This is a genomic window from uncultured Salinibacterium sp., from assembly GCF_963974405.1.
GTDB lineage: Bacteria > Actinomycetota > Actinomycetes > Actinomycetales > Microbacteriaceae > Rhodoglobus.
Genome location: NZ_CAXBBH010000001.1, coordinates 701,434 through 726,032, shown reverse-complemented (window position 1 = coordinate 726,032; position 24,599 = coordinate 701,434). Strand labels below are relative to the sequence as shown.

36 protein-coding genes and 1 pseudogene are annotated in these 24,599 nt (G+C 58.4%); 2 read left to right on the top strand and 35 right to left on the bottom strand.

What is annotated here, in order from left to right; translation table 11 throughout:
* Positions 1 to 38 precede the first annotated feature (38 nt).
* A complete protein-coding gene (gene coaA / locus AACZ26_RS03545; protein ID WP_339619180.1) occupies positions 39 to 995 on the top strand; it encodes a type I pantothenate kinase in 957 nt (318 codons plus the stop codon).
* A 66-nt stretch (positions 996 to 1,061) separates the two neighbouring features.
* On the opposite strand, the gene glmM is transcribed toward coaA, so the two are convergent.
* From glmM to AACZ26_RS03470, 15 genes are all read right to left on the bottom strand, one after another.
* Positions 1,062 to 2,423: a phosphoglucosamine mutase gene (glmM, locus tag AACZ26_RS03540; RefSeq protein WP_339619178.1), complete on the bottom strand. Its 1,362-nt coding sequence runs from the start codon at positions 2,421 to 2,423 to the stop codon at positions 1,062 to 1,064.
* Between the two features lie 26 nt (positions 2,424 to 2,449).
* Entirely contained in the window at positions 2,450 to 2,938 is a 489-nt protein-coding gene (gene rpsI / locus AACZ26_RS03535) for a 30S ribosomal protein S9 (protein ID WP_100388230.1), read from the bottom strand.
* A gap of 42 nt (positions 2,939 to 2,980) precedes the next feature.
* Positions 2,981 to 3,427 carry a 50S ribosomal protein L13 gene (rplM, locus tag AACZ26_RS03530; protein ID WP_339619175.1) on the bottom strand — a complete coding sequence of 149 codons (447 nt, stop codon included), beginning with the start codon at positions 3,425 to 3,427 and terminating at the stop codon, positions 2,981 to 2,983.
* Between the two features lie 206 nt (positions 3,428 to 3,633).
* On the bottom strand, positions 3,634 to 4,563 hold the full coding sequence (locus tag AACZ26_RS03525; protein WP_339619172.1) for a tRNA pseudouridine synthase A: 930 nt from the start codon (positions 4,561 to 4,563) through the stop codon (positions 3,634 to 3,636).
* A 73-nt stretch (positions 4,564 to 4,636) separates the two neighbouring features.
* On the bottom strand, positions 4,637 to 5,137 hold the full coding sequence (rplQ, locus tag AACZ26_RS03520; RefSeq protein ID WP_339619171.1) for a 50S ribosomal protein L17: 501 nt from the start codon (positions 5,135 to 5,137) through the stop codon (positions 4,637 to 4,639).
* Positions 5,138 to 5,175: 38 nt separating this feature from the next.
* Entirely contained in the window at positions 5,176 to 6,171 is a 996-nt protein-coding gene (locus AACZ26_RS03515) for a DNA-directed RNA polymerase subunit alpha (protein ID WP_100388217.1), read from the bottom strand.
* A gap of 163 nt (positions 6,172 to 6,334) precedes the next feature.
* Positions 6,335 to 6,733 carry a 30S ribosomal protein S11 gene (gene rpsK / locus AACZ26_RS03510; protein ID WP_100388216.1) on the bottom strand — a complete coding sequence of 133 codons (399 nt, stop codon included), beginning with the start codon at positions 6,731 to 6,733 and terminating at the stop codon, positions 6,335 to 6,337.
* Between the two features lie 51 nt (positions 6,734 to 6,784).
* Positions 6,785 to 7,159, bottom strand: a complete 375-nt coding sequence (gene rpsM / locus AACZ26_RS03505) for a 30S ribosomal protein S13 (RefSeq protein WP_197106439.1) — start codon at positions 7,157 to 7,159, stop codon at positions 6,785 to 6,787.
* A 194-nt stretch (positions 7,160 to 7,353) separates the two neighbouring features.
* A complete protein-coding gene (gene rpmJ / locus AACZ26_RS03500; RefSeq protein WP_129072182.1) occupies positions 7,354 to 7,470 on the bottom strand; it encodes a 50S ribosomal protein L36 in 117 nt (38 codons plus the stop codon).
* A 75-nt stretch (positions 7,471 to 7,545) separates the two neighbouring features.
* On the bottom strand, positions 7,546 to 7,767 hold the full coding sequence (gene infA, locus AACZ26_RS03495; protein ID WP_010203795.1) for a translation initiation factor IF-1: 222 nt from the start codon (positions 7,765 to 7,767) through the stop codon (positions 7,546 to 7,548).
* Positions 7,768 to 7,911: 144 nt separating this feature from the next.
* On the bottom strand, positions 7,912 to 9,045 hold the full coding sequence (locus AACZ26_RS03490) for a mannitol-1-phosphate 5-dehydrogenase (protein ID WP_339619166.1): 1,134 nt from the start codon (positions 9,043 to 9,045) through the stop codon (positions 7,912 to 7,914).
* Entirely contained in the window at positions 9,042 to 9,479 is a 438-nt protein-coding gene (locus AACZ26_RS03485) for a PTS sugar transporter subunit IIA (RefSeq protein WP_339619165.1), read from the bottom strand. The genes AACZ26_RS03490 and AACZ26_RS03485 overlap by 4 nt, the downstream gene beginning before the upstream one ends.
* An 11-nt stretch (positions 9,480 to 9,490) precedes the next feature.
* The gene (locus tag AACZ26_RS03480; RefSeq protein WP_339619163.1) at positions 9,491 to 11,020 is read right to left on the bottom strand and encodes a PTS mannitol transporter subunit IICB; all 1,530 of its coding nucleotides are present in this window, start codon (positions 11,018 to 11,020) and stop codon (positions 9,491 to 9,493) included.
* 57 nt (positions 11,021 to 11,077) lie between these two features.
* The gene (locus AACZ26_RS03475) at positions 11,078 to 11,344 is read right to left on the bottom strand and encodes an HPr family phosphocarrier protein (protein ID WP_100388210.1); all 267 of its coding nucleotides are present in this window, start codon (positions 11,342 to 11,344) and stop codon (positions 11,078 to 11,080) included.
* The gene (locus tag AACZ26_RS03470; RefSeq protein WP_339619161.1) at positions 11,337 to 11,669 is read right to left on the bottom strand and encodes a PTS sugar transporter subunit IIC; all 333 of its coding nucleotides are present in this window, start codon (positions 11,667 to 11,669) and stop codon (positions 11,337 to 11,339) included. The genes AACZ26_RS03475 and AACZ26_RS03470 overlap by 8 nt, the downstream gene beginning before the upstream one ends.
* Before the next feature lie 126 nt (positions 11,670 to 11,795).
* Here AACZ26_RS03470 and AACZ26_RS03465 point away from each other — a divergent pair, with 126 nt between their 5' ends.
* A complete protein-coding gene (locus AACZ26_RS03465; protein WP_339619160.1) occupies positions 11,796 to 13,715 on the top strand; it encodes a PTS sugar transporter subunit IIA in 1,920 nt (639 codons plus the stop codon).
* 99 nt (positions 13,716 to 13,814) lie between these two features.
* On the opposite strand, the gene AACZ26_RS03460 is transcribed toward AACZ26_RS03465, so the two are convergent.
* The 20 genes and pseudogenes from AACZ26_RS03460 to rplD all read right to left on the bottom strand — a co-directional run bounded on the left by AACZ26_RS03460 (position 13,815) and on the right by rplD (position 24,597).
* Positions 13,815 to 14,414 (bottom strand): adenylate kinase, encoded by a 600-nt coding sequence (locus AACZ26_RS03460; protein ID WP_339619159.1) that lies wholly within the window; start codon positions 14,412 to 14,414, stop codon positions 13,815 to 13,817.
* Complete coding sequence (gene secY / locus AACZ26_RS03455; protein ID WP_339619158.1) at positions 14,411 to 15,733, bottom strand: preprotein translocase subunit SecY; 1,323 nt, start codon at positions 15,731 to 15,733, stop codon at positions 14,411 to 14,413. The genes AACZ26_RS03460 and secY overlap by 4 nt, the downstream gene beginning before the upstream one ends.
* Positions 15,734 to 15,858: 125 nt before the next feature.
* Complete coding sequence (rplO, locus tag AACZ26_RS03450) at positions 15,859 to 16,506, bottom strand: 50S ribosomal protein L15 (protein WP_339619156.1); 648 nt, start codon at positions 16,504 to 16,506, stop codon at positions 15,859 to 15,861.
* Positions 16,506 to 16,691, bottom strand: a complete 186-nt coding sequence (gene rpmD / locus AACZ26_RS03445) for a 50S ribosomal protein L30 (protein ID WP_009773114.1) — start codon at positions 16,689 to 16,691, stop codon at positions 16,506 to 16,508. The genes rplO and rpmD overlap by 1 nt, the downstream gene beginning before the upstream one ends.
* Positions 16,691 to 17,416 (bottom strand): 30S ribosomal protein S5, encoded by a 726-nt coding sequence (gene rpsE, locus AACZ26_RS03440; protein ID WP_100388204.1) that lies wholly within the window; start codon positions 17,414 to 17,416, stop codon positions 16,691 to 16,693. The genes rpmD and rpsE overlap by 1 nt, the downstream gene beginning before the upstream one ends.
* A complete protein-coding gene (gene rplR / locus AACZ26_RS03435; protein WP_219950239.1) occupies positions 17,413 to 17,784 on the bottom strand; it encodes a 50S ribosomal protein L18 in 372 nt (123 codons plus the stop codon). The genes rpsE and rplR overlap by 4 nt, the downstream gene beginning before the upstream one ends.
* Before the next feature lie 2 nt (positions 17,785 to 17,786).
* The gene (gene rplF, locus AACZ26_RS03430) at positions 17,787 to 18,323 is read right to left on the bottom strand and encodes a 50S ribosomal protein L6 (RefSeq protein ID WP_339619152.1); all 537 of its coding nucleotides are present in this window, start codon (positions 18,321 to 18,323) and stop codon (positions 17,787 to 17,789) included.
* A gap of 6 nt (positions 18,324 to 18,329) precedes the next feature.
* Positions 18,330 to 18,728: a 30S ribosomal protein S8 gene (rpsH, locus tag AACZ26_RS03425; RefSeq protein WP_100388201.1), complete on the bottom strand. Its 399-nt coding sequence runs from the start codon at positions 18,726 to 18,728 to the stop codon at positions 18,330 to 18,332.
* A gap of 73 nt (positions 18,729 to 18,801) precedes the next feature.
* Positions 18,802 to 19,392, bottom strand: coding sequence for a 50S ribosomal protein L5 (gene rplE / locus AACZ26_RS03420; protein ID WP_339619148.1), 591 nt, complete (start codon positions 19,390 to 19,392; stop codon positions 18,802 to 18,804).
* Between the two features lie 89 nt (positions 19,393 to 19,481).
* Positions 19,482 to 19,823 (bottom strand): annotated as a pseudogene (gene rplX, locus AACZ26_RS03415) (50S ribosomal protein L24); the annotation flags it as partial.
* A gap of 2 nt (positions 19,824 to 19,825) precedes the next feature.
* On the bottom strand, positions 19,826 to 20,197 hold the full coding sequence (rplN, locus tag AACZ26_RS03410) for a 50S ribosomal protein L14 (protein WP_100388198.1): 372 nt from the start codon (positions 20,195 to 20,197) through the stop codon (positions 19,826 to 19,828).
* Positions 20,197 to 20,493, bottom strand: coding sequence for a 30S ribosomal protein S17 (rpsQ, locus tag AACZ26_RS03405; protein WP_009773122.1), 297 nt, complete (start codon positions 20,491 to 20,493; stop codon positions 20,197 to 20,199). The genes rplN and rpsQ overlap by 1 nt, the downstream gene beginning before the upstream one ends.
* Before the next feature lie 2 nt (positions 20,494 to 20,495).
* Positions 20,496 to 20,828 (bottom strand): 50S ribosomal protein L29, encoded by a 333-nt coding sequence (rpmC, locus tag AACZ26_RS03400; RefSeq protein ID WP_339619147.1) that lies wholly within the window; start codon positions 20,826 to 20,828, stop codon positions 20,496 to 20,498.
* A complete protein-coding gene (rplP, locus tag AACZ26_RS03395; protein ID WP_339619145.1) occupies positions 20,828 to 21,247 on the bottom strand; it encodes a 50S ribosomal protein L16 in 420 nt (139 codons plus the stop codon). Before rplP ends, rpmC begins: the two co-directional genes overlap by 1 nt.
* Positions 21,248 to 21,249: 2 nt before the next feature.
* Positions 21,250 to 22,062 carry a 30S ribosomal protein S3 gene (gene rpsC / locus AACZ26_RS03390; protein WP_100388195.1) on the bottom strand — a complete coding sequence of 271 codons (813 nt, stop codon included), beginning with the start codon at positions 22,060 to 22,062 and terminating at the stop codon, positions 21,250 to 21,252.
* Positions 22,062 to 22,454 (bottom strand): 50S ribosomal protein L22, encoded by a 393-nt coding sequence (gene rplV, locus AACZ26_RS03385; protein WP_100388194.1) that lies wholly within the window; start codon positions 22,452 to 22,454, stop codon positions 22,062 to 22,064. Before rplV ends, rpsC begins: the two co-directional genes overlap by 1 nt.
* A 24-nt stretch (positions 22,455 to 22,478) precedes the next feature.
* Positions 22,479 to 22,760, bottom strand: coding sequence for a 30S ribosomal protein S19 (gene rpsS / locus AACZ26_RS03380; protein ID WP_009773127.1), 282 nt, complete (start codon positions 22,758 to 22,760; stop codon positions 22,479 to 22,481).
* Between the two features lie 15 nt (positions 22,761 to 22,775).
* Positions 22,776 to 23,615 carry a 50S ribosomal protein L2 gene (gene rplB / locus AACZ26_RS03375; RefSeq protein ID WP_339619144.1) on the bottom strand — a complete coding sequence of 280 codons (840 nt, stop codon included), beginning with the start codon at positions 23,613 to 23,615 and terminating at the stop codon, positions 22,776 to 22,778.
* A 17-nt stretch (positions 23,616 to 23,632) separates the two neighbouring features.
* Positions 23,633 to 23,932, bottom strand: coding sequence for a 50S ribosomal protein L23 (rplW, locus tag AACZ26_RS03370; RefSeq protein ID WP_010203832.1), 300 nt, complete (start codon positions 23,930 to 23,932; stop codon positions 23,633 to 23,635).
* Positions 23,929 to 24,597, bottom strand: a complete 669-nt coding sequence (gene rplD / locus AACZ26_RS03365) for a 50S ribosomal protein L4 (protein ID WP_339619143.1) — start codon at positions 24,595 to 24,597, stop codon at positions 23,929 to 23,931. The genes rplW and rplD overlap by 4 nt, the downstream gene beginning before the upstream one ends.
* Positions 24,598 to 24,599: the final 2 nt, after the last annotated feature.

The window sequence follows — 24,599 nt, the reverse complement described above, 5'->3', positions numbered from 1 at the left end:
GTTTAGTTCCCCAAGCTGGGTATCTGTGCGCAGTTAGGATGAACGTGATGCACGAACATGGCTCCGGACACGGTCACATCTCTCCCTTTTTTGAAATTGATCGGAGCGATTGGGCTGAACTTGCCCCAAAAATGGAAGTTCCCCTTACTCAGGCGGAGCTCATTGAGTTGCGCGGACTCGGCGATGAACTCGATCTCACTGAGGTAGCGGAGGTCTATCTTCCTCTCAGCCGCCTCCTCAATCTCTACGCCGAGAACGCGCAGCGGCTCCACGCCGCTACAACCCAATTTTTGGGAGCATCCACTACGAGCACTCCCTTCGTGATTGGGGTTGCCGGCTCCGTCGCCGTGGGAAAGTCCACCATCGCTCGACTGCTCCGCGAGCTTCTTTCCCGTTGGGAGGGCACGCCTCGAGTCGAACTCATCACAACCGATGGGTTCTTGCACCCCAACGCCGAGCTTGAACGCCGCGGCATCCTCGAACGAAAAGGTTTCCCCGAAAGTTACGACCGCCGTGCCCTCTTGCGTTTTGTAAGCAAGGTTAAAGCGGGTGAACGCGAAGTGCGGGCGCCGTTTTATTCACACTTGGCGTACGACATCATCCCAGATGCGGCCGTTACCGTGCGCAAGCCCGATGTTCTCATTGTCGAGGGTCTCAATGTGCTCCAGCCGCCCATTGCAGACAAGAGCCTCGCGGTGAGCGATCTTTTCGACTTCACCATCTATGTGGATGCCCGTACGAGCGATATTGCGCACTGGTACGAAGAGCGCTTCCTGCGACTTCAACGCGGCGCCTTCAGTAATCCGCGTTCCTACTTTCATCGCTTCGCCGACCTCGATGAAGCAGCGGCGCGCGCTCGGGCCCGCGAAGTCTGGAAGCGCACGAACGAGCCCAACCTCATCCAGAACGTACGTCCGACGCGTCCGCGGGCCTCGCTCATTCTGCGCAAGGACGCTAATCACGCGGTCTCGAAAGTGCTATTGCGCAAGACCTAAGGTCCCGTGGCGTGGTGCCAAAAAAGAAGGCAGCGCTTGAGGCGACTGAGCTGTAGCGGCTGAGCGCTAGTGGCCGAGCTGGGCGCTCACGATCGCGGCGAGACGGTCAGCCATCTCCTGCGCGATCTCCTGGTGCTCGGCTTCAACCATCACGCGAACCATGGGCTCGGTTCCCGATGCCCGCAATAGCACGCGCCCCGTGTCACCCAATTCGGCTTCGACCGCGGCAACGGCATCAGCGATGACGGCGTCAGATCCGAGCGAGTGGTGGTCGACCCCGCGAACGTTGACAAGGACCTGCGGATACACGGTCATTACGGCCGCGAGCTGAGCCAAGGTCTTGCCCGTGCGAGCCATTTCGGCCACGAGGTGAAGACCGGTGAGAATGCCATCGCCTGTAGTCGCAAACTTTGTCATAATGACGTGGCCAGACTGCTCGCCTCCCAGCGACAGACCGTGGGCACCAAGCGCTTCAAGCACGTAGCGGTCGCCCACCTTCGTTTCGAGCATCGAGATGTTGTGCTCGGCCATCGCGCGGCGCAAACCCAAATTGCTCATGACTGTCGCCACAAGAGTGCGGTCGTGGAGAACACCACGTTCTGCCATCGACACGGCGAGGATCGCCATGATTTGGTCGCCATCGACGACGTTGCCTTCTTTATCGACAGCAAGGCAGCGATCGGCGTCACCGTCGTGCGCAATACCGACATCAGCGCCGTGCGCGAGCACGGCAGAAGCGAGATTGTCGAGGTGGGTTGATCCGACACCGTCATTGATGTTGATTCCGTCGGGATCAGCACCGATCACAGTGACTTTGGCCCCGGCATCCGTAAATACTTGAGGTGAAACGCCAGATGCGGCGCCATGAGCACAGTCGAGAACGACGTGGATGCCGGCGAGCTGGTTCGGCAGAGTCGACAGCAAGTGAACGACGTAGCGATCTTCGGCATCAGAGAAACGGCGGATGCGGCCGACTTCTACGCCGGTGGGAGCGAGGCTCGGAGCGGCGAGAGCCGCTTCGATGCGGTCTTCGACCTCATCGGGAAGTTTGGTGCCGCCCTGGCCAAAGAATTTGATTCCGTTGTCAGGAGCGGGATTGTGCGACGCGGAGATCATTACTCCGAGGTCGGCTTTGAAATCGGCAACGAGGAACGCTGCTGCCGGGGTGGGGATTACTCCGGCGTCGAAGACATCGACGCCCGAGCTCGCGAGCCCCGCGGATACTGCGGCGGAAATAAATTCGCCGGATACGCGGGGGTCGCGTGCGACAACTGCAATGGGTCGGCGGCCTGAAGCGCGCCGACCATCAGCAACTCGGCCTTGGCCCAGTACGACTGCTGCCGACTGAGCCAAGCCGAGTGCAAGCTCGACGGTAAGATCGCTGTTCGCAAGTCCGCGAACGCCATCTGTACCAAAAAGACGTGCCATACGTTGCCGCTAGCAGGCGAAGCGGGTTAGCGCTTCGAGAACTGCGGAGCCTTACGCGCCTTCTTGAGTCCAGCCTTCTTACGCTCCTTGACGCGAGCGTCACGAGTGAGGAAGCCAGCCTTCTTGAGGGCAGCGCGGTTGTTCTCTTCGTCAATCTGGTTGAGCGAACGAGCGATGCCGAGACGCAGTGCGCCGGCCTGACCCGAGGGGCCACCACCGGTGATGCGTGCGATGACGTCGTAGCCGCCGAGCAGGTCAAGGATCTTGAACGGATCGTTGATGAGCTGCTGGTGAAGCTTGTTGGGGAAGTACTCGGCAAGCTCACGGCCGTTGACCGTGATGGTGCCCGAACCGGGAACGAGACGCACGCGGGCAATAGCCTGCTTGCGACGCCCTACGGCTGCGCCGGGAACGGTGAGAACGGGGCGAGGAGCACTGGGCGCCTCTACTGCTGCCGACTCGGTCGTGTACGACTCGGGTGCACCCTCGGTGATTGAATCTTCGATCTTAGCCACTGTAATAAGTCCTTTAATTCTTTGCTTCGTAAAGCGCGGGCGCTACTGAGCGACCTGGTCGAGGGTGTACGGCGTGGGCTGCTGAGCAGCGTGCGGGTGCTCAGCACCTGCGTAAACCTTGAGCTTTGTCAGCTGAGCGCGACCGAGCGAGTTCTTGGGGAGCATTCCACGGATGGCCTTTTCAACCGCACGCGTGGGGTGCTTCTCCAACAGCTCGGAGTACGTGGTGGCCGTGAGCCCACCCGGGTAACCGGAGTGGCGGTAAGCCTTCTTCTGCTTGAGCTTGGAGCCGGTGAGGGCAACCTTCTCAGCATTGATGATGATGACGAAGTCACCCATGTCCATGTGCGGAGCAAAGGTAGCCTTGTGCTTTCCGCGGAGCAGGATGGCTGCGTGGCTGGCGAGACGACCGAGGACGATGTCGGCTGCGTCGATGATGACCCATTCCCGCTTGATGTCGTCGGGCTTGGGCGAATATGTGCGCGTCACAATAGTGCTGCTTTCATTGATCGAGTGAGGTGTTCGTGAATCCCGCTCCGATGGTTGTTTCTGAAGGAAACAATTCCGGTGGAGGGCTCATGATCGGATGTCGCACCCTGTAGTGCAGACACCAAGGGTCAACAATAGCGGAACTCCGGCTTCGCGGCAAACGCCAGCGATGACGGAGGGCGATAGCTCGTGGCCGAGCTGGCCTCTCAGCCCTCGTCGAACAGCTCTCGACGCGAACGGGTGAGTTCTGCGCGTGCGCCTAGTTCGGCATCCGGCGGATAGCCCACTTCAACGAGAGACAACCCTTTCGCCGGCATCACTTTGAACTCGCTCCCCTTTGAACGTTCGTCGCGAATGTCGGCGGGGCGCGCGCTGTCGATCTTGCCCTGCCCGACATACACGCCTGCCCCCACTAGCGACCGCACCATGCTGTGGCAGAAAGCGTCAGCGCGCACTTCAGCCAAAATGATGCCCTCCTCGGTACGGCGGAAGCTGAATCGCTCTAGGGTGCGAACCGTCGTTGCCCCGTCACGTGGCTTGCAGTATGCGGCCCAGTCATGAAGTCCCAGGAGCTCATTCGCCGCTACGTTCATGGCGTCGACATCCAGAGTGGCCGGGTACCAGAGCGTGTGATTGCGCTGGCGGGGATCTCGCGGCGAGAGGTTGTCGGCAATGCGGTACTCATAGCGTCGCCAGAGTGGCGAGAAGCGTGCGTCGAAACCTTCCGGTGCAATCACCGACTGCATGACAAAGATGTCTGACTCGAGACCAGTGATTCCGTTAATCCTGCGCGCCAAGGAGGCTGGTCCGTCATACCGCCGTCCCCCCATATTGCCGCGCCGCGGGCGATCAAGACTCCGCAATTGAGACTCGGTCAGGTCAAGGTGTGCAACCTGCCCTGTGGCGTGCACTCCAGCATCCGTGCGTCCAGCGACAACCAACTGCGGGATTACCCCGAAGCGGCGGAAAATGATCGCTAGAGCATCCTCGATGGTGCCCTGAACGGTGCGCAGCGGCGGCGGCTGCTTTCCCCAACCAAAGAAGTTGGTGCCGTCATAGGCAATGTCGAGGCGCAGTCGAGTAAAAGGGGTTGCGTCCGGCGCAAGCGGCGAGCCGTCTGGTACCTCTTCAGTCATAGTTCAACCCTATTTCAACAAGAAAACCCCGGCCCGCACGAAGCGGAACCGGGGTCTTCTCAAGCGAAGAAAGTTACTTCTCTTCTGCAGTCTCTTCGGTTGCAGCCTCATCGGCGACAACTTCTTCAGCAGGAGCTTCCTGGGCGGCGGGCTCTTCTGCAGCAGCCTTGGGCTCAGCCTTAGCTGCGGCCTTCGGCGCCTTCTTCTTAGGCGTTACGGGCTCAAGAACGAGTTCCATCTGAACCATCGAAGCGTTGTCACCCTTGCGGAAACCAAGCTTCGTGATGCGGGTGTAACCACCATCACGGTTCTCAACCTGCGGTGCGATGACCGTGAAGAGTTCGTGAATGACGGTCTTGTCGCCGATGATTCCGAGCGCGCGGCGACGGTTGTGCAGGTCACCCTTCTTCGCGAACGTGATCAGACGCTCAGCAACGGGACGCAGGCGCTTGGCGCGCGTTTCCGTTGTCTTGATGCTCTTGTGCGTGAACAGGGCTGCGGCCAGGTTGGCGAGCATGTGGCGCTCGTGCGCCGGTCCACCGCCGAGTCGCGGGCCCTTAGTAGGTGTAGGCATTTTCTAGTTCTCCAGTGTCAAAGGTTCGAGCCAGCGGCTCAAGCGTTGGTCTCGTCGTCGGCGTATCCGCCGTAGAAGTGTGCTCCGTCGAATCCGGGAACGCTGTCCTTCAACGACAGACCCATTTCGACAAGCTTGTCGCGCACTTCATCAACCGACTTCTGACCGAAGTTACGGATGTTCATGAGCTGGGTCTCCGACAGAGCGACCAGTTCACTAACGGTGTTGATGCCTTCGCGCTTGAGGCAGTTGTAGCTGCGCACCGAAAGATCAAGATCTTCGATCGGCATGCTGAGCTCGGTCGAGAGCACGGCGTCAACCGGTGCAGGACCAATCTCAATACCCTCTGCCGCCGTGTTGAGCTCGCGAGCGAGTCCAAACAGTTCGGTCAGCGTGCGGCCGGCCGAAGCCACTGCATCACGAGGAGTGATAGCCGACTTGGTTTCGACATCCACCACGAGACGGTCGAAGTCAGTGCGCTCACCGGCACGAGTTGCCTCGACGCGGTACGTGACTTTGAGTACGGGCGAGTAGATCGAGTCGACCGGAATTTGGCCGGCTTCGCTGAACTCGCTGCGGTTCTGCGTTGCGGTGACGTAGCCACGGCCACGCTCGATGGTCAGCTCAAGTTCAAACTTGGCTTTGTCGTTGAGCGTTGCAATGACGAGTTCCGGGTTGTGGATCTCTACACCGGCAGGCGCAGAAATGTCAGCCGCGGTAACTTCACCTGAACCCTGCTTGCGCAGGTAAGCGGTGATGGGCTCGTCGTGCTCGCTGGAGACTACGAGGTTCTTGATGTTAAGGATGACCTCAGTCACGTCTTCTTTAACACCGGCGACGGTGCTGAACTCGTGAAGGACTCCATCGATACGGATGCTGGTAACAGCTGCTCCGGGGATCGACGAAAGAAGGGTGCGACGAAGTGAGTTTCCGAGGGTGTAACCGAAACCGGGTTCAAGCGGCTCGATAACGAACCGTGAACGGAATTCGGAGATGTTCTCCTCAGCAAGGGTGGGACGCTGTGCAATGAGCACTGGTAATTCCTTTCGGCAAAGTGTCCGCTATATGACACTTGTGGGCGACGGGTGGCTGGCCCGACGTTGTATTGAGTTGTGCGCTGGAACTGTGAGCGAGGGCCACAAGGGCCCTCGCCACGACGCCAGCACTAGAGAGTTGCCTCGCTAGTACGGCGTGAAACTAAACGCGACGACGCTTGGGCGGACGGCAACCGTTGTGCGTCTGCGGTGTTACGTCGTTGATCGAACCCACTTCGAGGCCAGCGGCCTGCAGTGAACGGATCGCAGTTTCGCGACCTGAACCCGGTCCCTTGACGAAAACGTCTACCTTCTTGACACCGTGCTCCTGAGCCTGGCGTGCAGCCGACTCAGCGGACATCTGTGCAGCGTAAGGGGTCGACTTGCGCGATCCCTTGAAGCCGACGACGCCTGACGACGACCAGCTCAGTACTGCGCCGGTGGGGTCGGTGATGGTAACGATGGTGTTGTTGAACGTTGATTTGATGTGAGCCTGGCCCACAGCAACATTCTTCTTTTCTTTACGACGCGGCTTACGAGCGGCCGATTTTGGTGCTGCCATTGTTTTCTCCTAAAACGTTGATGGCGACGACGCTGGGGTTGAACCCAGGGTCTATCGGGCCTTCTTCTTGCCGGCTACGGTGCGCTTCGGGCCCTTACGGGTACGAGCGTTGGTCTTCGTGCGCTGTCCGTGAACGGGCAGTCCCTTGCGGTGACGGATACCCTGGTAGCTGCCGATCTCAACCTTGCGGCGGATGTCTGCTGCAACCTCACGACGGAGGTCACCTTCTACTTGGAAGTTTCCTTCGATGTAGTCGCGCAGCGCGATGAGTTGATCGTCGGTGAGATCCTGAACACGGATCTCTCCGCTGATCTGGGTGTCGGCGAGGGTCTTGAGTGCCCTCGTGCGGCCAACACCGTAAATGTAAGTCAGTGCGACCTCTACACGCTTGTCGCGTGGGATGTCGACGCCGGCTAGACGTGCCATAGTGGCTTCTCCTGTTGATGAGTGGAGGTCTGTAGCAGCACCTGTGCACCGGCCTCCAACCGATGGTGTCCCCGCGGCCAGCGTGCGCTGACGTCAGATCTGGTGTTGCTAGTTCTTTGTATTGAGTTGTGTGCTGCGGTGTTCAGCAATTACTTGCTTCACACCCGCAACTGGTGCGACCTGCTCGCGGAACCTTAGCCCTGGCGTTGCTTGTGGCGCGGGTTCGACTTGCAGATAACCATGACGCGTCCGTTGCGGCGAATAACGCGGCAGTGGTCGCAGATGGGCTTAACGCTGGGGTTAACCTTCATTATTTTTCCTTGTGAATCGCTGTCTTCGTTCCACTAGCCCGCAAGGGCGGAGTGGACGTTACTTTCCAGCGCGATCTACTTGTAGCGGTAGGTGATACGGCCGCGAGTCAGGTCATACGGGCTCAGCTCTACAACTACACGGTCCTCAGGGAGGATTCGAATGTAGTTCTGTCGCATTTTGCCGGAGATGTGCGCGAGCACAACGTGGCCGTTCGTCAACTCAACACGAAACATCGCGTTGGGCAGAGCCTCGACTACTGCTCCTTCGATCTCAATGACACCGTCTTTTTTGGCCATAGCCTCTTCGTCGCTATAAGTGTGGTTCGCTGGTCTGCGTGGATTGTGGTGAGCGGCTTTCAAGAAAGCCAAGGCGCGAAAAAATCGGCCTGAAACACCAAAGAGCAAGCCTACGCTAATCCCGGGCGTTTCGCCAAGTTGGGTCTAGGATTGCTCGCTGACCATTGTGACGGCGTCGGCATAGAGGGCGTCACCGTCACGAAGACCCATTACCTGTGTCACAAATTCGGCGGCGGAAAGCGATGACCTCAGCTCGAGCATCCGCACGCTTTCAGGGTCTTCTGCAACATCGAACTGCAGGGCCGCTCCCATCGCTCGCAAGAGTGCGCTTGGCGTGGTTCCGGATTCCGCAAGCTCGCTGGCTGGGCTGACAAATCGTTCATTGCGCGAGAGCTTGCGCAATGGGCTGCGCCCGACGCGTTCAGGCGTATCCGGCAAGTAAGGGTTGCTGAAACGACGCGTGCAGGTCGAGACGTATTCGGCGTGCTCTGCTGCATCGAATCCGTGTTTTGCGATGAGCATCGCACTCGTCTCAGCGAGAACTGCAGCAACCTCTGAAGAGACAGCGTCGATATCCATCGCGGCTGCCAGAGTCTGCGCGCCATGGGCACGACCGTGGTACGCCAACGTGGCGTGACCGGTGTTCACCGTGAATAGTTTTCGCTCGATGTACGGCTCAAGATCCTCGACAAAATGCACGTCGGCAATCTCGGGAACGTTGTCTCCGAAAGGGGCACTTTCAATCGCCCACTCGAAAAAGTCCTCCACTGTAACGTCTAGCCCGGCATCAGCATCCTGGGCGGGAACAATTCGGTCCACAGCAGTGTTCGCGAAGATGGCCCGCGCGGCAAGCATTTCAGCATCCACCGCAATTGCTACTTCAGCGCGAAGATTGTTCGTCGCGTACAGCGCGTTCTCGCACGCGAGCACCTGAAGCGGAGGCAGATCTTCAGCGCGATTCTTGATCGCGTTCGCGATGAGCGGGGCAACAAACTTCAGGATGTTCGGTCCCACCGCCGTCGTCACCATGTCAGCGGTCGCGATCTCATCGATCACTGCCGCTTCGTTGCTTGCGCTGTTGAGAGCGCGGAAGTTGTTTACCGTCCAGGTGTGAGGCTGCTCCCCGACTTCATGGACCTTGTAACTGTCTGCGGCGGCCAAAGCGTCGATGAGTGGCGCCGCAACATCCGCGAACACAATCTCGTAACCCGCCTTGTGCAGAATGAGGCCAACGAAACCACGGCCAATGTTGCCTGCCCCGAAGTGAACGACCTTCATGCGTTGTTCAATTCACCCAGGAGAGCAAGAAGCTCCTCTTCGTCGGAGGCATCGATGAGTTTCTGCACTTCGTCGTTGTCACTGAATATGGTCGCAACGGCGGCGAGAGTGTCCATATGCCCACCGTCTTTGCCCGCGATGCCGACGACGAAACGAACTTCGTTACCATCCCAATCAATGGGGTCCGCGTACCGCACGAACGAGAGCGCAGACGACAGGATCGTGTCCTTGCCCTCGTTCGTGCCGTGCGGGATGGCCAAGAAGTTACCCATGAAGGTTGACGTCAACTCTTCACGAGCCTTCATGAAGCCAAGGTACTCGGGCGTTACTGCACCGGCGGTAATGAGAATCTCAGCCGCCTCAGCGATTGCGTCCTCTTTGGTGCGTGCGGTGCCATCCGCTTTGATCTGGCTTAGCTCGAGTACCTTGCTCATGATTTCTCCTCTTACTTGCTCACCATGTCAACGACTTCATCGTATTTGGGACTGTTCATGAAGTTATCAACTGAAACATGGATCGCGCCGGGAACTTTCTCCGAGGCTCGTGCGGTCAACTGATTCTGCGTGATCACGAGGTCTTCCGAACCATCAAGGTTCGAGATCGCCTTGTTCGTCACAGTGATTCCCTCGATGCCCGCCTTCTTGAGTTTGTTGCGCAGCACAGTTGCACCCATAGCGCTTGAACCCATCCCAGCGTCACACGCGAAGACAACGTTCTGGATCTTGGTTGCTGTCGCAGCACCACCAGCGGTTGCAGCACTTGCGCTGTTCGCGTTGAGCAGGTCTCCAACGGCGCTCTCGCGGCCCTTGTTCGCTTCGTTCTTCGCCACGGCAGCGGCGAGTGCGTCGTCGCCATTAGCGAGCGCTTCGAGGTCACGCTTGCGACCGGCCCGAATGATCACCGAAGCGACTGCGAACGAGACGGCTGCGGAGAAGACAACGGAGAGGATGACTCCCAGGAAGCTTCCCGGAGGGGTCTGCGCGAGCACCGCAATGATCGATCCAGGCGCTGCAGGCGCCCGCAGTCCGGATTGGAAGATCACGTTCGTCAGGACACCTGTCATTCCACCGGCAATTGCAGCCACGACCAAGAGCGGCTTGGCGAGAACGTAGGGGAAGTAGATCTCGTGGATACCGCCGACGAACTGGATCAGAATCGCGCCAGGAGCACTTGCGCGCATCAGACCCACTCCAAATACGAGGAATGCAAGCAGGATTCCCAAACCGGGACCGGGGTTTGCCTCGATGAGGAAGAGGATTGATTGTCCGGTCTCTTGTGCCTGGATGGTTCCCAGCGGCGTGAATACGCCATGGTTGATGGCGTTGTTGAGGAACAGAATCTTTCCTGGTTCGACGAAGATGCTCGCCAACGGCAACAGACCATTCTGAACAAGGAACTCGACAACCGTCTCCAAGCCATTACTGATCGCGGTCACGATCGGAGCGATCAGGAAGAACGCTCCGATAGCGAGAATCATGCCGACGATTCCGCCGGAGAAGTTGTCGACGAGCATCTCGAAGCCAGCACGAATCTTGCCAGCCCAGAGTCCGTCGATCTTCTTCATAATCCACGCCGCGCCGGGGCCGACAATCATGGCACCGAGGAACATCGGAATACCTGCACCGAGGATGACCCCCATCGTTGCAATCGTTCCGATGACTCCACCGCGAACTCCGTAGACCATACGGCCGGCGGTGTTAGCGATGAGCAAAGGCAAGAGGTAGGTAATCATTGGACCGACGAGGCCTGTGTTCTCTACGTCAGGGTCGAGGCTCCACCCGCCGAGTTGCTGCACCCACACCGGGTCGATGCCGAGCAGCGGCAACCAGCCTGTTTGGATGAACAGAGCGGTGATGAAGCCCCACGCGATGAATGCCGCAATGTTGGGCATCACCATTCCGCTGACGAAGGTTCCAAATTTCTGGACCCCTACGCGCGCACCGCCAGTCTTGGCGGTCGTAGACGACGTTGTCATTTTTTTACTCCGATATCTGTGATGTTGGGATACTGCAGGGGAAGCAAATGAGCACGGCTAGTTTTCGTCGTGATCTGTACTAAGAATTTCGGTCAGCTCTGCGATGACGGCATCTGCACCATCGCCTTCCGCGGAGATGGTGACCTCGTCTCCATGGCTTACCCCGAGCGAGATAACGCTCAGGATGCTCGACGCGTTGACTGATTTGTCACCCTTCGCGATCGTGACATCGAGGCCGGAAGCCGCTGCCGCTTGGGTGAAGAGTGACGCAGGACGAGCATGGAGCCCGTGTGACGATGCCACTCGGATAGTTTGTTCAGCCATTGTTGCTGCTTTCTGTTGTCGCGTGGGGGAAGGCATCGAGGAGGTCGAGGGCGATATCTGCCCCAGCCGCGTTGAAGTTGATCACCGGAAGCTGGATCGCTCGCGCGCCAATCGCCACCGCGGCTTCTTCGGCCTGGTCGAAGAAATCTGAGACGTGTGAGCTCACCAACACAACGTCGACGGAAGCGAGTGGCATGTTGAGCGCTGCGATACTGGCCGGTGTGAACGTATGAGTAAGACCACGAACGTTTGCCTGACGGCGAAGTGCGTGCGCCAAGAAGGTGCTCGAGGCACCCGCGCCGCAAAGAACCAGCACTGTAGACACCTGATCGCCTCCTCGCGAAAACCACGAACTTCCTTCGCTCACTATCGTCGCTGGCGCAAGGCCCTTAGCTCCAGTAGTTAAGCTTCCGCCCCGGCGGAAACGTTCATACGCAAGAATGGTTACCTCATGCTCGATAACCACGCGCGACTCATAGAACTCCTCGCTCAGTCAGAGGCGTGGGTGACGGCTGCCGAGCTCGCAGACAAACTCGGCGTCACTACTCGCAGCGTGCGCAGTTATGTAACCGCCGTCAAGTCGTCTGCGCTGCCCCTAGAAGTCATTGAGTCCTCGACATCGGGCTATCGCCTCAATCGCGACAACTATGCCGAGTTCCTCAAGGGAGCGTCCAACCGCGATGCAGAGCGCCCGCGCGATCGTCAGTACCATCTGGTTCGCCGCCTCGGAGATGCTCCCGAGGGCTCAGATATCCATGCGCTTGCCGAGAGCTTCTTCGTGAGCGAGTCGACAATTGAAGCAGACCTCCGGAAAGTCAAAGCCGTCGTTGAAGAGTCGGGGCTCACGCTCACGCGCCGAGGTCCACTTGTGATCTTGGCCGGAACCGAACCCAATTTGCGTCGTTTGCTCAGCAAGATGTTTCGTCACGAGGAATCTCAGGGATTTTTGGAACTTGAGAGTATTCAGCGCGAGTTCGAGTCGTCCGATCTTCGCTCATTCAAGACTGCACTACTCGAACTTCTCGACTCGCATGGGTATTTCGTTAATGAGTACGGGATCAACCACGTACTTCTCCACGTAGCGATCGCGGCGGACCGAACTTCGCCAGCAGGAACCGAACTCACTACCACCGATTCGGCAGCTACTGCCAAACCGGTGAACGAGGTAGCCACTTTTTCGCGCGACCTAGCTGCACTCATTACGACACATTTTGGCGCAAACTTGCGCCAAGACGATGTCCACGAGATTGAGCTTCTGCTCACTACCCGAGTTATCACTCGACCTGCAGGAGCAGGTTTCCCCGCCGATGTTGACCTCGACGAACTCACATCTCGCGTACGGCGGACGGTGCAGCACGTGGGCGAGGAGTACCTCATCGACCTCGACGATGACGACTTCATCATGCGACTGTCACTTCACGTGCGCAATCTCATCGTGCGAGCGCAGGACCTCTCGTATTCGCGAAATCCGATGACGCGGTCGATCAAGACCACCTATCCGATGATTTATGAACTCGCCGTGTTTATCGCCGCCGAGGTGCAGCGCGAGGAGGGGATTGTTATTCACGACGATGAGATCTCCTACATCGCCCTTCACGTCGGCTCACACCTTGAGCGTCAGGCGAAACGCGAAGTGCGCCTCACCGCTGCGCTTGTCTGCCCCAATTATCACGACCTCCACGTCATCCTTCGTGAGCGTATCGAGGCGGTTCTGGGAGACGAACTGCAACTCCGCATCGTCATCACGCGAACCGATGTGGATCTTGCCGAGCTCTCGACCGACCTTGTGCTGACGACGATCGATCTTCGGTCTTTCGCCGACAACGTTATTCTGATCCAGCCTTTTCTCACTGAGACAGACGTCGATGCCATTCGCCGAGCTATAGGACGGGTGCGTCGCCTGCGTCGACGACGTCAACTCACCGATGAGCTGCTTCGATTCTTCGACCCCGCACTCTTTCTCCGCAATTTCACGGCACCCAGCGAAGAAGCGATGATTGCTGCTCTGGGACATCGGATGATCGAGGCCGGCGTCATTGACCACAGCTACATCACCGGTGCCATAGAACGCGAACGGATGTCGTCAACCGCGTTCACTGACACCCTCGCGGTCCCCCACGCAATGACTATGAACGCCCACCGCACTGCGATCAGCATCGTCATCAACGAGACGCCTATGCCGTGGGGAGAGAACCGCGTCAATGTGATTGCGTTAATCGCGTTCAGCGCAGCGGGACGAACGACTTTCCAAACAGTGTTCGACCAGTTCGTTACTGTCTTCTCGGATAGGGACTACGTCCAACAGCTCGTCAAAAAGGCTGTGGACTTCCCCACCTTTATCGATGAACTCGTGCGGGGCATAGAGGATTAGGCGTCCAACGCTGCGAACTGCACGCTCCGGTGTCGCAGCGTGCAGGTCAAAGAAAAATCCCCGCGGCCCTAGGCAGCGGGGATTTCTTCAGTACAAGAGTCAGCGCGAACCAGCGTCAGTCGCTGAGATTCCGCGATCGAACAGCGCCTCAGTGATTCGTGCCGTTACGGCATCGATTTCGCCGAGCGCATCGATAGTTACCAACACGCCACGATCAGCGTACGTCGTGATCAGCGGGGCTGTTTGCTCGCTGTACACCTCAAGGCGGTGACGTACGACGTCTTCGGTGTCGTCGCTACGGCCCTGCTCGAGAGCACGCTTACGAAGACGTCCGATAACAATCTCGGGGTCGGCTTCGAGCTCGACAACGACATCGAGCGCAGCGCCGTGGGTCGCAAGGAAAGCGTCGAGTTCACGGACCTGGTCTGTTGTGCGCGGGTAGCCGTCGAGGAGGAAGCCATTCTTGGCATCGTCATCCTCAAGGCGATCACGAATGAGAGCGTTTGTCAGGGAGTCGGGAACGTTGTCTCCGGCATCCATGAATGCCTTCGCTTTGTTTCCGAGCTCGGTTCCGTTCTTCACATTGCTGCGAAAAATATCTCCAGTGGAGATTGCCGGAACGCCGTAGATCTCGGCGAGACGAGCAGCCTGGGTGCCTTTTCCAGCGCCAGGGGGACCAATCAGGAGGAGTCGTGTCAACGCAACAAACCTTCGTAATGGCGTTGCTGCAACTGGGAATCGATTTGCTTGACAGTCTCAAGACCGACACCAACGATAATCAGGATGCTAGCTCCGCCGAATGGGAAATTCTGGTTGGCCCCGATGACCACGAATGCGATCAGCGGGATCATTGCCACAAGGCCGAGATACAGCGAGCCGGGCAGGGTCACACGAGTAAGTACGTAGTCAAGGTATTCAGCGGTCGGTCGACCTGCGCGAATACCTGGAATGAAGCCGCCGTACTTCTTCATGTTGTCGGCTACTTCTTCAGGGTTGAACGTGATTGCCACGTAGAAGTAAGTGAAGCCGACGATGAGCAGGAAGTAGCCGATCATGTAAATCGGGCTATCACCAGAGACCAGGTTGTTCTGGACCCAGACAACCCATGCTGCGGAAGTCTCTCCAGCTTGTGGCTGGTTGAACTGCGCGATCAGAGCGGGGAGGTACAAGAGTGACGATGCGAAAATCACGGGGATCACACCGGCCATGTTGACCTTGATAGGGATGTAAGTGTTGTTGCCGCCATACGTGCGACGACCGACCATACGCTTGGCGTACTGCACGGGGATACGACGCTGGGACTGCTCGACGAATACGACAGCTCCCATAATGAGTATTCCCATGAGAAGCACGAGAACGAAGGTCTCGATACCGTTGCTGACGTAGATGCCCCAGAGCGCGCTCGGGAACGTGGCTGCGATCGAGGTGAAAATCAGCAGCGACATACCGTTACCGATACCGCGCTCGGTAACCAGCTCACCCATCCACATAATGAGGCCAGTACCGGCCGTCATGGTAATAACCATGAGCAAGATTGCGTACCACGCGTCGTTCGTAATGAGCTGGCTGCACTCCGCAACACCAGCCGACTGGAACAGTGCGCCGCTTCGGGCAACAGTGATGAGTGTCGTCGACTGAAGAATCGCGAGAGCGATCGTGAGATAACGGGTGTACTGAGTCAGCGTCGCTTGACCTGACTGGCCCTCTTTGTGAAGAGTCTCGAAGTGCGGGATGACCACGCGAAGTAGTTGCACGATGATCGACGCCGTGATGTACGGCATGATTCCGAGTGCAAATACGGAAAGTTGAAGGAGCGCCCCACCGCTAAAAAGGTTGATGAGGTCGTACAGCCCGCCGCTGGAAGAGTTCGCTGCAAGGCAGGCCTGAACGTTACCGAAGTCAACGAACGGCGCGGGGATGAAGGAGCCAAGCCTAAACAGCGCGATGATGCCTAGCGTGAACCCGATCTTCCTGCGAAGGTCAGGCGTGCGGACAATCCGCGCGACAGCTTTAAACACAAGGCCTCCGATTTATCTATGTACTACGGGCGAGTGGGGAACCCCGATGCGGGATTCCCCACTCAACCTGCCTGCGTTTGCCACCGGTGTGGCCTACGCGACACTAACGTTTGTCGTAGTGACAGTTACTGAACCGAACCGCCGGCTGCAACGATCTTCTGCTCGGCAGAGCCGGAGACCTTGTCAACTACAACGTTCAGCTTAACCGTAATATCACCCTGACCAAGAACCTTGACCTTTTCGTTCTTGCGAACGGCGCCCTTCGACACGAGATCTGCAACGGTTACGTCGCCACCCTTGGGGTAAAGTTCCGCGAGCTTCTCAAGGTTTACAACCTGGTACTCAACACGGAACGGGTTCTTGAATCCGCGCAACTTAGGTGCACGCATTACGAAGTTGATGTTTCCAGCTTCGAAGCCGAGACGCATGTTGTAACGCGCCTTCGTTCCCTTGGTTCCACGACCCGCAGTCTTACCCTTGGATCCCTCACCACGACCAACACGCATACGGTCCTTCTTGGCACCGGCAGCGGGACGGAGGTGGTGCATCTTCAGAACCTGCGGGCGGCTTGCAACATCGTCACTCGAAGACTTCTTTGCGGTCGATGCCTTAGCAGCAGTCGACTTAGCAGGAGCCTTCGTGGTGGATGCCTTTGCAGCCGGAGCCTTGTCAGCAGCAGCCTTTGCAGGAGCAGCCTTCTTGGCAGCAGGTGCCTTAGCGGCTGCAGCCTTGGGGGCTGCGGCCTTCTTTGGAGTTTCTTTCTCGTCAGCCATTAGTCAATCTCCTCGACCTTGACAAGGTGAGCGACCGTGTTGACGTAACCACGATTCTGCGAGTTGTCCTCGCGCACAACCACGGAACCGATGCGCTTCAGCCCAAGGCTGCGCAGCGTGTCGCGTTGGTTCTGCTTCTCACTAATTTTGGACTTGATCTGGGTTACCTTCAGGCGACCAGCCATCAGACACCTGCCTTAGCTTCAGCCTCGGCACGCAGCAAGCGAGCCGGGATTACGTGTTCTGCATCGAGACCACGACGAGCGGCAACCGCGCGAGGCTCTTCGAGCTGCTTGAGTGCCTCAACTGTCGCGTGAACGATGTTGATCGTGTTCGAAGAACCGAGCGACTTGCTCAGTACGTCATGGATACCGGCGCACTCGAGTACGGCGCGAACGGGACCACCAGCGATTACACCGGTACCAGCGGATGCGGGACGCAGCAGGACTACGCCTGCAGCAGCCTCCCCCTGGACCGAGTGAGGGATCGTGGCGCCGACGCGAGGAACGCGGAAGAAGTTCTTCTTCGCCTCTTCGACACCCTTGGAGATTGCGAGGGGAACTTCGCGAGCCTTGCCGTAGCCGACTCCGACCATTCCGTTACCGTCACCGACGACGACGAGAGCGGTGAAGCTGAAGCGACGACCACCCTTGACTACCTTCGATACACGGTTGATGGTGACGACGCGCTCCAAGAACTGGTTCTTGTCGTTGTCACGGCTGTTGTTTCCGCCACGGCCACCACGGTCTGGTCCACGCTCACGACCGCCACGACGGGCCTCACGGGGCTCGCTCGTTACGTCGGTTGCTGGGGCGTCTACGACGACCTCAGGTACGGAGATGGCGCTAGTCGCCTCAGCGGCCACGGCCTGCTCCTTGTTCGTTGTCTTGTTGTCCACGTTGTCGCTCACAGGTTCAATCCACCCTCTCGCGCTCCGTCGGCGATAGCTGCTACGCGACCTGCGTAACGGCTTCCACCACGATCAAATACGACGGCCTCAACACCGGCCTGCTTCGCGCGCTCGGCGACCATTTCGCCGATCTTGCGTGCCTTGGCGGTCTTGTCTCCATCGAACGTACGCATGTCCGACTCCATGGTCGATGCTGAAGCGACAGTAATGCCCTTCGAGTCATCAACAACCTGGACGAATACGTGACGCGCTGAGCGCGTAACCACGAGACGGGGGCGCACCTCGGTGCCCACAACCTTCTTGCGGAGACGTGCGTGACGACGGCCCTTAGCGGCCGACTTGCTCTTACCTCTGGTTCCGAGAGCCATGTCTACTTACCACTCTTTCCGGCCTTGCGACGAACAACTTCGCCGGCGTAGCGCACACCCTTGCCCTTGTAGGGCTCTGGCTTGCGCAATTTACGAATGTTGGCTGCTACTTCGCCAACCGCCTGCTTGTCGATGCCGCTGACAACTAGTTTGTTGTTGCCCTCGACCGCGAAGCTAATGCCTGCGGGCGGGTCAACGGTGATCGAGTGCGAGTACCCGAGAGCAAACTCAACTGAGCTGCCCTTTGCGGTGACACGGTAACCAGTACCAACGACTTCAAGGCCCTTGGTGTAACCGGTGGTGACACCAACGATTTGGTTAGCGATGAGCGTACGGGTCAAGCCGTGAAGCGAACGCGATTCGCGCTCGTCGTCGGGACGGGTTACGAGAACCTGACCGTCTTCGAGTGCTACAGCGATAGGAGCCTTGACAGTGAGCGCGAGCTCACCCTTTGGGCCCTTTACAGTGACGTCTTGGCCGTCGATGGTGATGGTGACACCAGCGGGGACATCAATAGGAAGTCTTCCGATACGTGACATTTTTGGTTACCACACGTAGGCGAGGACTTCCCCACCTACGCCCTTCTGAGTCGCCTCTTTGTCGGTCAACAGACCAGAGGAGGTGGACAAAATCGCCACACCGAGTCCGCCAAGAACCTTGGGGATTTCGGTCGAGCGAGCGTATACACGAAGACCAGGCTTCGATACGCGCTTGATTCCCTTGATGGAACGCTCGCGGGCGGGTCCGTACTTGAGTTCGATCGTGAGGGTCTGGCCCACGCGAGCGTCTTCGTTGCTCCAGCCGAGGATGTATCCCTCGGCCTTGAGCATTTCTGCCAAGCGCGACTTCAGCTTGCTCGAAGGCATTGAAACGCTGTCGTGGTGCGCCGAATTGGCGTTGCGCAGTCTGGTCAGCATGTCAGCGACCGGATCTGTCATTGTCATTATGTGTTTCCTGTCTCGTCTGGTTTCGGCATCCGTTACACGAAGGCCGACCTGGTCGATCGGTGTTACGTGATTAGTTAGATGCGTTCTCAGCTGAACGGAAGGGGAAACCGAGCGACTTGAGAAGTGCGCGACCCTCTTCGTTGTTCTTGCCTGTGGTAACAATCGTGATGTCGAAACCACGAACGCGGTCAATCTTGTCCTGATCGATCTCGTGGAACATGGACTGTTCCGTGAGGCCGAAGGTGTAGTTACCGTTTCCGTCGAACTGCTTGTCCGAAAGACCACGGAAGTCGCGGATACGAGGAAGCGCGAGCGTGATCAGGCGGTCAAGGAACTCCCAAGCGCGGTCACCACGAAGGGTGACGTGAGCGCCAATGGGCTGTCCTTCACGGAGCTTGAACTGAGCAATCGACTTGCGAGCACTCGTTACGTAAGGCTTCTGGCCGGTGATCGCGATGAGATCCTTGACGGCTCCATCGATGATCTTTCCGTCGCGAGCAGCTTCACCAACACCAGTGTTCACAACGATCTTGACGATGCTGGGAATCTGGTTGACGTTGGAGAGACCGAGGTCCTTCTTGAGCTGCTCCGCAAGTTCGTCGCGGTACTTCTGCTTGAGGCGCGGCTGGATTTTGCCAGCTGCAGGTGCAGTCGTCGTCATTAGTCTGCGTCCTTCTCGGTTGCCTTCTCGGCATCCTTCTTCGAAGCCTTCGGCTCAGCCTTGGCTGCCGTGGACTTCTTGGTCTCTACGCGACGCGACTTCTTGAAGTAGCGCTCGCGCGTGGTCTTGCCGCGGTCATCGGTGGTGACGGTGAAGCCAACACGAGCCGGGAGCTTGGTCTCGGGGTCAACGAGAGCGAGGTTCGACACGTGAATCGGTGCCTCCATCGTTTCGATACCACCGGTCTTGGTTCCACGCTGAGTCTGGCCGACCTTGACGTGCTTGGTGACGAAGTTGACACCCTCCACGACAACGCGGTCTTTTCCAGCGATAACACTGATGACGCGACCCTGCTTGCCGCGGCTTCCGCCGCGCTCTTGGGTCGGGCCGCTGATGACCTGTACGAGGTCACCCTTGCGAATCTTTGCCATAACTACAGCACCTCCGGTGCGAGCGAGATGATCTTCATGAACTTCTTGTCACGAAGCTCGCGGCCGACCGGTCCGAAGATACGGGTACCACGGGGGTCTCCACCATCGGACTTGAGGATTACAGCCGCGTTCTCATCGAACTTGATGTATGAGCCGTCTGGACGACGAGTCTGCTTGATTACGCGAACGATGACAGCCTTGACGACCTCACCCTTCTTGACGTTTCCGCCAGGAATCGCGTCTTTGACGGTTGCCACAATGACATCGCCGAGACCTGCGTAACGACGGCCTGAGCCACCGAGAACGCGAATCGTGAGGAGCTCCTTGGCGCCGGTGTTATCGGCAACCTTTACTCGGGATTCCTGCTGAAGCATTACTTAGCCTTTTCGAGGATCTCGACCAGACGCCAGCGCTTTGTGGCGCTGAGCGGACGGGTCTCGCTGATTAGAACGGAGTCACCAACGCCGGCCGTGTTGGCCTCGTCGTGAACCTTCACCTTGGAGTTACGGCGAATAACCTTGCCGTACAACGGGTGCTTCACGCGGTCTTCAACGATAACGACGATGGTCTTATCCATCTTGTCGCTCGTTACTAGACCACGGCGGGTCTTACGGTACCCACGAGCGACCTCGGCGGTCTCCGCGGTCTTCTTGTCTTCAACCTTGGCCATGACTACGCCTCCTTCGTCTCGTCAGTGGCGTCCGCTGCGGTTTCAGTCGCTGCGTCTGCCTTCTTGGTGCTGCGCTTCTTGGTTTCCTTTGCAGGAGCCTCAACAGCAGCAGGGGTTGCACGGATGCCCAACTCGCGCTCACGGATAACCGTGTAGATGCGAGCGATGTCGCGCTTGACAGCGCGAATACGTCCGTGGCTTTCCAGTTGACCGGTTGCGGCCTGGAAACGAAGGTTGAAGAGTTCTTCCTTCGCCTTCTTCAGCTCGTCAACGAGTCGTTCGTCTTCAAAAGTGTCTAGCTCGACAGGGGCTAGCTCCTTGGATCCGATCGCCATTATGCGTCGCCCTCCTCGCGCTTGATGATGCGTGCCTTGAGGGGCAGCTTGTGAATAGCACGAGTGAGTGCTTCACGCGCAACAGTCTCGTCCACACCGCTGAGCTCGAAGAGCACGCGACCTGGCTTGACGTTGGCGACCCACCACTCGGGCGAACCCTTACCGGAACCCATGCGGGTTTCAGCGGGCTTTTTGGTGAGCGGGCGGTCGGGGTAGATGTTGATCCACACCTTTCCACCACGCTTGATGTGACGCGTCATGGCGATACGAGCTGCCTCAATCTGGCGGTTCGTAACGTATGCGGGCGTCAGAGCCTGAATACCGTACTCGCCAAACGACACCGTGGTTCCACCGGTAGCGTGGCCGCTACGGGAGGGGTGGTGCTGCTTGCGGTACTTGACCTTACGGGGAATCAACATTGTTATGCCTCAACTCCTGCTGCAGCCTTGGCTTCTGCTTTGGGGGCTTCTGCCTTGGGTGCGTCAGATTTCGGTGCGGACGACGGTCCACCGCCGGTGCGGCGGCCACGGTCTCCACCATCGCGGCGCTCAGGGCGCGACGACTTCTGGTTAGCCTGCTCGCGAGCGAGCTCCTTGTTGGTGATGTCGCCCTTGTAGACCCACACCTTGACACCGATGCGACCGAAAGTGGTCTTGGCCTCGTAGAAGCCGTAGTCGATGTTTGCGCGAAGCGTGTGCAGCGGAACGCGACCTTCACGGTAGTACTCCGAGCGGCTCATTTCTGCGCCACCCAAACGACCCGAAACCTGGATGCGAACACCCTTGGCGCCGGCGCGCTGAGCACCCTGAAGGCCCTTACGCATTGCACGACGGAAAGCAACACGAGCAGCGAGCTGCTCGGCAATTCCTTGAGCAACGAGCTGAGCCTCAGCCTCGGGGTTCTTGACCTCGAGGATGTTGAGCTGAATCTGCTTGCCGGAGAGCTTCTCGAGCTCGCCACGAATGCGCTCTGCTTCGGCGCCACGACGGCCAATCACGATACCCGGACGGGCAGTGTGAATGTCGACGCGAACGCGGTCGCGGGTGCGCTCAATTTCAATGCGAGCAACGCCTGCGCGGTCGAGGTTCGACTTGAGCAAGTTGCGGATCTTTACATCTTCCGCAACGTAGTCGCTGTAACGCTGACCCGGCTTGGTGCTGTCAGAGAACCAACGCGACACGTGGTCGGTGGTGATTCCCAGACGGAAACCGTAGGGGTTTACCTTCTGTCCCATTACTTCTTCCCTGCCTTGTCGGCCTCGGCTTCAACGACGTGGTCTGGCGTGGCCAGCACGACCGTGATGTGGCTTGTGCGCTTCAGGATCTGGAACGCGCGGCCCTGGGCACGCGGCTGGAAACGCTTGAGCGTTGCACCGTCGTCGACGTAAGCCTTCGAGATGATCAGATCCTGTTCGTCCAGGAACGTGTTCGAAGCGTCTGCCTTGACTCGCGCATTGGCGATTGCAGATGCGACCAACTTGTAGACCGGCTCGCTCGCGCCCTGAGGTGCGAACTTCAAAATTGCCAGTGCTTCCTGTGCTTGCTTGCCGCGGATCATGTTGATGACGCGACGAGCCTTCATGGGGGTCACGCGGATGTGACGCACGCGTGCGATCGACTCCACCATTTCTCTACCTCCTCCACCACCGCGTTAGCGGCGGCGACCCTTCTTGTCATCCTTCACGTGTCCACGGAAGGTACGGGTGGGCGAGAACTCGCCGAGCTTGTGCCCAACCATGGTTTCGGTGATGAACACCGGAATGTGCTTGCGACCGTCGTGCACCGCGATCGTGTGACCCAGCATTGCTGGAACGATCATTGAGCGGCGCGACCAGGTCTTGATTACGTTCTTGCTCTTGGCCTCATTCGCCTTGACAACCTTTTGTAGGAGGTGGTCGTCGACGAAGGGGCCCTTCTTCAGACTGCGTGGCATCTTCTGACTCTCCTACTACTTGCGCTTCTTGCCGGCATTGCGGCGGCGAACGATGAGCTGGTCACTGGGCAGTTTGCGCTTACGAGTGCGCCCCTCTGCCTGGCCCCAAGGGGAAACGGGGTGACGTCCACCGGACGTCTTACCCTCACCACCACCGTGGGGGTGGTCGACAGGGTTCATGGCAACACCACGGACGGTCGGGCGAACGCCCTTCCAGCGCATACGGCCGGCCTTACCCCAGTTGATGTTCGACTGCTCGGCATTGCCGACCTCGCCGATCGTTGCACGGCAACGAACGTCAACGTTGCGGATTTCTCCGGAGGGCAAACGCAGCTGAGCGTAAGGGCCTTCCTTTGCAACAAGTCGAACCGAGGCTCCAGCGGAGCGGGCCATCTTGGCGCCGCCACCCGGGCGAAGCTCAATCATGTGGATAACCGTACCGACGGGGATGTTCTTCATCGGGAGGTTGTTGCCGGGCTTGATGTCAGCGCCGGGGCCCGACTCAACAATGTCGCCCTGCTTGAGCTTGTTAGGAGCAACGATGTAGCGCTTGCTGCCGTCAACAAAGTGAAGCAGAGCGATACGTGCGGTGCGGTTGGGGTCGTACTCGATCTCGGCAACGCGGGCGTTTACGCCGTCTTTGTCGTTGCGCTTGAAGTCGATTACGCGGTACTGGCGCTTGTGGCCACCACCGATGTGACGGGTCGTGATGCGACCTGCATTGTTTCGTCCACCAGTCTTCGGCAGAGGGCGCAGAAGCGACTTCTCTGGCGTCGAGCGGGTGATCTCAGCAAAGTCTGCAACCGAGGAACCACGGCGACCAGGCGTCGTGGGCTTGTACTTGCGAATAGCCATTAGTTTCTCCTTGGTCCCTAGCCGACAGCCGTGAAGATGTCGATAGAACCGGACTTGAGCGTGACGATGGCGCGCTTGGTGTCCTTGCGCTTTCCCATGCCGAAACGAGTGCGACGGGTCTTGCCCGTGCGGTTCAACGTGTTGACCGAGTCGACCTTGACGCTGAAGATCTTCTCGATAGCGAGCTTGATCTCGGTCTTGTTCGCGCGGGGGTCAACCTCGAAGGTGTACTTTCCCATGTCGATCAGGTTGTAGCTCTTCTCGGAAACCACGGGAGCGATGATGATGTCGCGTGGGTCCTTGTACGTGACGGTCATGCGCTGACCTCTTCCTTGTTCGAAGACTTGGTGTTGAAGGCAACGAACGCGTCGAAAGCGCCCTTGCTGAACACGATGTCGTCGCTGACGACGACGTCGTAGGCGTTGAGCTGGTCGTATGACAGAACGTGAACCGTGTCGAGGTTGCGGATGCTCTTCAAGCTGGTTGCATCTTCGCGCTCAAGCACAACGAGAACGTTCTTGCTCGGTGCGATGCTCGTGAGCAACGCTGAAACAGTCTTCGTCGAAGGCTTGTTGTCAACGGCCAGAGCGTCGATGACGTGAATACGCTCGCCGCGGGCCCGGTCGGACAGTGCGCCACGCAGTGCAGCAGCAATCATCTTCTTGGGGGTGCGCTGTGAGTAGTCACGCGGGTGTGGACCGTGAACGATTCCACCACCCTTCATCTGAGGAGCACGGATCGAGCCCTGACGAGCGCGACCGGTTCCCTTCTGCTTGAACGGCTTGCGACCAGCACCCGAAACTTCACCGCGGCGCAGGGTGTTGTGCGTACCCTGACGTGCAGCTGCACGCTGTGCAACTACAACCTGGTGAATGAGGGGAACGTTGGTCTGCACGTCGAAGATCTCGGCGGGAAGTTCGACAGAGTCAACCTTCTTGCCCTTGGCGTCGATGACGTCGATGACGTCGATGGAGGTAGCCATGT

Bases quoted from the DNA above. Each gene is read 5' to 3' on its own strand.
- coaA (WP_339619180.1), top strand. From the start codon at position 39: ATGAACGTGATGCACGAACATGGCTCCGGACACGGTCACATCTCTCCC.
- glmM (WP_339619178.1), bottom strand. From the start codon at position 2,423: ATGGCACGTCTTTTTGGTACAGATGGCGTTCGCGGACTTGCGAACAGC.
- AACZ26_RS03525 (WP_339619172.1), bottom strand. From the start codon at position 4,563: ATGACTGAAGAGGTACCAGACGGCTCGCCGCTTGCGCCGGACGCAACC.
- rplQ (WP_339619171.1), bottom strand. From the start codon at position 5,137: ATGCCTACACCTACTAAGGGCCCGCGACTCGGCGGTGGACCGGCGCAC.
- rpsK (WP_100388216.1), bottom strand. From the start codon at position 6,733: ATGGCAGCACCAAAATCGGCCGCTCGTAAGCCGCGTCGTAAAGAAAAG.
- rpsM (WP_197106439.1), bottom strand. From the start codon at position 7,159: ATGGCACGTCTAGCCGGCGTCGACATCCCACGCGACAAGCGTGTAGAG.
- rpmJ (WP_129072182.1), bottom strand. From the start codon at position 7,470: ATGAAGGTTAACCCCAGCGTTAAGCCCATCTGCGACCACTGCCGCGTT.
- infA (WP_010203795.1), bottom strand. From the start codon at position 7,767: ATGGCCAAAAAAGACGGTGTCATTGAGATCGAAGGAGCAGTAGTCGAG.
- AACZ26_RS03490 (WP_339619166.1), bottom strand. From the start codon at position 9,045: ATGAAGGTCGTTCACTTCGGGGCAGGCAACATTGGCCGTGGTTTCGTT.
- AACZ26_RS03485 (WP_339619165.1), bottom strand. From the start codon at position 9,479: ATGAGCAAGGTACTCGAGCTAAGCCAGATCAAAGCGGATGGCACCGCA.
- AACZ26_RS03480 (WP_339619163.1), bottom strand. From the start codon at position 11,020: ATGACAACGTCGTCTACGACCGCCAAGACTGGCGGTGCGCGCGTAGGG.
- AACZ26_RS03475 (WP_100388210.1), bottom strand. From the start codon at position 11,344: ATGGCTGAACAAACTATCCGAGTGGCATCGTCACACGGGCTCCATGCT.
- AACZ26_RS03465 (WP_339619160.1), top strand. From the start codon at position 11,796: ATGCTCGATAACCACGCGCGACTCATAGAACTCCTCGCTCAGTCAGAG.
- rplO (WP_339619156.1), bottom strand. From the start codon at position 16,506: ATGGCTGACGAGAAAGAAACTCCAAAGAAGGCCGCAGCCCCCAAGGCT.
- rpmD (WP_009773114.1), bottom strand. From the start codon at position 16,691: ATGGCTGGTCGCCTGAAGGTAACCCAGATCAAGTCCAAAATTAGTGAG.
- rplR (WP_219950239.1), bottom strand. From the start codon at position 17,784: ATGGCTCTCGGAACCAGAGGTAAGAGCAAGTCGGCCGCTAAGGGCCGT.
- rplF (WP_339619152.1), bottom strand. From the start codon at position 18,323: ATGTCACGTATCGGAAGACTTCCTATTGATGTCCCCGCTGGTGTCACC.
- rpsH (WP_100388201.1), bottom strand. From the start codon at position 18,728: ATGACAATGACAGATCCGGTCGCTGACATGCTGACCAGACTGCGCAAC.
- rplE (WP_339619148.1), bottom strand. From the start codon at position 19,392: ATGACGACGACTGCACCTGCAGCTGGCAAAATCCAGCCGCGCCTCAAG.
- rplN (WP_100388198.1), bottom strand. From the start codon at position 20,197: ATGCTTCAGCAGGAATCCCGAGTAAAGGTTGCCGATAACACCGGCGCC.
- rpsQ (WP_009773122.1), bottom strand. From the start codon at position 20,493: ATGGCCAAGGTTGAAGACAAGAAGACCGCGGAGACCGCCGAGGTCGCT.
- rpmC (WP_339619147.1), bottom strand. From the start codon at position 20,828: ATGGCGATCGGATCCAAGGAGCTAGCCCCTGTCGAGCTAGACACTTTT.
- rplP (WP_339619145.1), bottom strand. From the start codon at position 21,247: ATGTTGATTCCCCGTAAGGTCAAGTACCGCAAGCAGCACCACCCCTCC.
- rpsC (WP_100388195.1), bottom strand. From the start codon at position 22,062: ATGGGACAGAAGGTAAACCCCTACGGTTTCCGTCTGGGAATCACCACC.
- rplV (WP_100388194.1), bottom strand. From the start codon at position 22,454: ATGGTGGAGTCGATCGCACGCGTGCGTCACATCCGCGTGACCCCCATG.
- rpsS (WP_009773127.1), bottom strand. From the start codon at position 22,760: ATGCCACGCAGTCTGAAGAAGGGCCCCTTCGTCGACGACCACCTCCTA.
- rplB (WP_339619144.1), bottom strand. From the start codon at position 23,615: ATGGCTATTCGCAAGTACAAGCCCACGACGCCTGGTCGCCGTGGTTCC.
- rplW (WP_010203832.1), bottom strand. From the start codon at position 23,932: ATGACCGTCACGTACAAGGACCCACGCGACATCATCATCGCTCCCGTG.
- rplD (WP_339619143.1), bottom strand. From the start codon at position 24,597: ATGGCTACCTCCATCGACGTCATCGACGTCATCGACGCCAAGGGCAAG.